Raw genomic sequence first — 3147 nt, 5'->3', positions numbered from 1 at the left:
ACCGGTGGTACCAGGCCTACCGCCGGCTGCGGCCGTGGGAGGTGACCGCCGACACCGGTTACATGATCGGGGCGGCGGGCATCGGCTCCGCGCTCCTCCACCTGGACGCGGCGGGGGTGACGGGCGAACCTCGCCGGGTCATCCTGCTGCCGGACAACCCGTTCCCCGCCATCCCGGTGCCGGCCTCGGCGCTGCGCCGCTCGCCGTGACCTCGGGCCGCCCGCCGTCGGGCGTCCGAGGCCCCGGTTCGACGGCCTGACCGGCGGCCCTCGCGACGGGGGCGGGGGAGCGGCGCTCAGTCGGCGGGGTGGGCGGTGCCCGCGTCGCCGTTCTGTCCGGTCAGGGTGCGCACCGTTTCGGTGAGATGGGCCACCTGCATCTCGAGGTTGAGAACCCGGGCCTCCAGTTCGACGGAGCTGGGGGGCTGGTATGCGGCGATCTGCCTGGGCATCGGCGACCGGTCCCTTCCATTGTGGTCAGTGCGCGGACGTGAGGGGACGCGGGGGGTTTCCGTCGCGATCCCAGCCTCCTACCTCTTCCCACACAGCTGCCTGGCAAGCACAAACGCTTCCAACAAGGCTACGTGACTTTGCGATGATCTACCTTGGGCCGCGCCGCTCCGCGCGGCGGAGGCCGTCCGGGCGCCCTTCCCGCGATCATCCGGACGGCCCTCCCGCGATCGTCCGGGGAGTCTTCCCGCGACCGCCCGCGCGTCACTCCGGCGTGCGCGCGGGATAGGCGTGCGTCTCGGTGGGCCTGATGACGGCCCACACCTTCTGGCCCAGCGACAGGCCGAGGGTGGCCACGGCCGGGGCTGTGAGGTCGGCGGAGGCGGCGATCGGGCCGTCGAGGTGGACGCGGATGCGGTCGCCGTGCCGTTCGATCCCCTCGACGGTGCCCTGCCACATGTTCCGGGGCGAGCCCTCCGGCCGGGCCGGGTGGAGCATGACCGCCGACGGCGGGAAGGCGACGAACACCGGGCCGTGCAGGTCCTCGGTCACGGTCAGCGTGAGCCCGCGGCCGGTCACCGGGTCCTCCGGGAGCCCGCCGATCGACACCTCGTGCCCCCGGGCCTCGCCCCGGTGGAGGTTCAGCCCGACGAGGCGGGCGACGTGGTCGGTGCGCGGGTGGCGGGCCACCTCCGAGGGCGTGCCCTCCTGGACCAGGTGGCCGTCCTCGATCACGATGAGCCGGTCGGCCAGCGCCATGGCGTCGACCGGATCGTGGGTGACAAGGAGGCAGGCGCCGGTGAAGCCGGTCAGATGGTCGCGGAGCCGGGCCCGGACGGGAAGGCGCGTGTGCGGGTCGAGGGCGGCGAGCGGCTCGTCCAGGAGCAGCACGCGGGGCCGTACGGCGAGCGAGCGGGCCAGCGCCACCCGCTGGGCCTGGCCCTCGGACAGCTCGCCCGGCATGTCCCCGAGGTGGTCGCCGAGCCCGACGTGCCGCAGCCAGGCGGTCGCCGCGCGCCGGGCCTCCGCCCGGGTCGCCCCTCGGGACCGGGGCCCGAAGGCGACGTTCCGCAGAGCGCTCATGTGGGGGAACAGCAGGGGATCCCGGCAGACCATGCCGAAGGGCCGCTGCTCGGACGGGCGGGCGTGCACTGGAGCCCCGTCCAGCAGGATGTGCCCGCCCGAGGGCCGGGTGAGGCCGGCCAGGACCCGCAGAGCGGTGGTCTTGCCGGCGCCGGCCGGCCCGAGCAGGGCGACGACCTCTCCGGCGCCGAGCCGGATCTTGAGGTCGAGCCGGAACCGGGGGCGGTCGAGGAGCAGGTGGGCGTCCATCATGCGACGTTCACCCAGCGTCCCCGAAGGCAGGCCAGGACGGCGACGCACACCAGGAGCAGGACCAGGCTGAGCGCCATGGCGGCCTCCGGGTCGCTCTCCAGGGCGCGGTAGACGGCCAGGGGCATGGTCTGCGTCCGCCCGGGGAGGCTGCCCGCGAAGGTGACCGTCGCGCCGAACTCGCCGAGCGCGCGGGCCCAGCACAGTACGGCCCCGGCGGCGATCCCCGGAGCCATCAGGGGCAGGGTCACCCGGCGGAAGACGGTCCAGCGGGAGGCGCCGAGGATGGCCGCGGCCTCCTCGAAGCGCGCGTCGGTGCTCCTGAGGGCGCCCTCGACGCTGACGACGAGGAAGGGCATGGCCACGAAGGCCTCCGCGAGCACGACCGCCGCGGTGGTGAAAGGGAGCGCGAGGCCCAGGGTGGAGTCCAGCCAGGCGCCGACCAGCCCGCCCCGGCCGAGCGCCAGCAGCAGGGCCAGGCCGCCGACCACGGGCGGCAGGACCAGCGGCACCGTGACCAGGGCCCTGACGACGCGCCTGCCGCGGAACGCCACGCGTGCCAGCAGCCAGGCCAGCGGGACCCCGGTGAGCAGGCAGGCCGCGGTGGCGGCGGTGGAGGTCACCAGCGACAGCCGGAGAGCCTCCATCACGCGGGGCTCGGCCAGGCGGGCGGCGAGCGTCTGCCAGGGCGCCCGTGCCAGCAGTCCGGCGAGCGGGAGCACCAGGAACGCGAGCCCGATCGCCGCGGGCGCCATCAGGATCACGGGAACGCCGCCCGCTCCGTCATGGGGAGCACGGCGGCCGGCGTCCCGCGATCGCCGCCGCGTGGCTGTGAATACCCTCATGCCGCTTTCCTCCCCTGGATTCCGCTTCGGGACTCCCACACGGCGGGGCGGGACGTTTATCTTCGCCCCAGATGTGTAGATGGGAGGACGAATCGAAAGGAGCGGGCCCATGAACTCCGTGACCTCAGCCGGTCACCAGGCGCGGGGAGCCGCGCGGCAAGCGACCAACAGCCGGACGTTCGAACGGCTGACACGGTTCGGGATGGCGTGCAGGGGTGTGCTCTACGCTCTGATCGGCATCCTGGCGCTGCAGATCGCCTTCGGGGGCGGAGGGAAAGAGGCGGACAAGACCGGCGCCGTGCGCACGGTCGCCGAGCAGCCGTTCGGCACCGTCCTGCTCTGGCTGCTCGCCATCGGTTTCCTCGCCCTCGCGCTGTGGCAGGCCTCCGAGGCGCTGATGGGAGGCCGGAAGGCCAAGGACCGCGTCGAGGCCGTCGCCCACACCGTGGTCTACGCCCTGGCCGTCGGCACCATCCTCAGCTTCCTGCTGCGCGGCACCACCGGCAGCTCGACCGACGAGC

4 protein-coding genes and 1 pseudogene are annotated in these 3147 nt (G+C 74.1%); 2 read left to right on the top strand and 3 right to left on the bottom strand.

Going from position 1 to position 3147, the window contains the following annotated elements:
* A pseudogene (locus tag AB0B89_RS35710) lies at window positions 1-209 on the top strand (lantibiotic modifying-like protein); the annotation flags it as partial.
* An 86-nt stretch (window positions 210-295) separates the two neighbouring features.
* On the opposite strand, the gene AB0B89_RS35705 reads toward AB0B89_RS35710, so the two are convergent.
* From AB0B89_RS35705 to AB0B89_RS35695, 3 genes are all read right to left on the bottom strand, one after another.
* Window positions 296-451 (bottom strand): hypothetical protein, encoded by a 156-nt coding sequence (locus AB0B89_RS35705; protein ID WP_358561992.1) that lies wholly within the window; start codon window positions 449-451, stop codon window positions 296-298.
* Between the two features lie 262 nt (window positions 452-713).
* Window positions 714-1784: an ABC transporter ATP-binding protein gene (locus AB0B89_RS35700; RefSeq protein WP_358561989.1), complete on the bottom strand. Its 1071-nt coding sequence runs from the start codon at window positions 1782-1784 to the stop codon at window positions 714-716.
* Window positions 1781-2536, bottom strand: coding sequence for an ABC transporter permease (locus AB0B89_RS35695; RefSeq protein ID WP_358561995.1), 756 nt, complete (start codon window positions 2534-2536; stop codon window positions 1781-1783). Before AB0B89_RS35695 ends, AB0B89_RS35700 begins: the two co-directional genes overlap by 4 nt.
* Before the next feature lie 199 nt (window positions 2537-2735).
* Here AB0B89_RS35695 and AB0B89_RS35690 point away from each other — a divergent pair.
* On the top strand, window positions 2736-3147 hold a 412-nt coding region (locus AB0B89_RS35690; protein WP_358561986.1), incomplete at its 3' end, for a DUF1206 domain-containing protein.

Source organism: Sphaerisporangium sp. NPDC049002 (genome assembly GCF_040649355.1).
Lineage (GTDB): Bacteria > Actinomycetota > Actinomycetes > Streptosporangiales > Streptosporangiaceae > Sphaerisporangium.
This window is presented reverse-complemented; position numbering and strand designations above follow the sequence as displayed.

What these genes read in the sequence shown, in the direction of transcription:
- AB0B89_RS35705 (WP_358561992.1), bottom strand. Translation starts at nt 451, where the DNA reads ATGCCCAGGCAGATCGCCGCATACCAGCCCCCCAGCTCCGTCGAACTG.
- AB0B89_RS35700 (WP_358561989.1), bottom strand. Translation starts at nt 1,784, where the DNA reads ATGATGGACGCCCACCTGCTCCTCGACCGCCCCCGGTTCCGGCTCGAC.
- AB0B89_RS35695 (WP_358561995.1), bottom strand. Translation starts at nt 2,536, where the DNA reads ATGGCGCCCGCGGCGATCGGGCTCGCGTTCCTGGTGCTCCCGCTCGCC.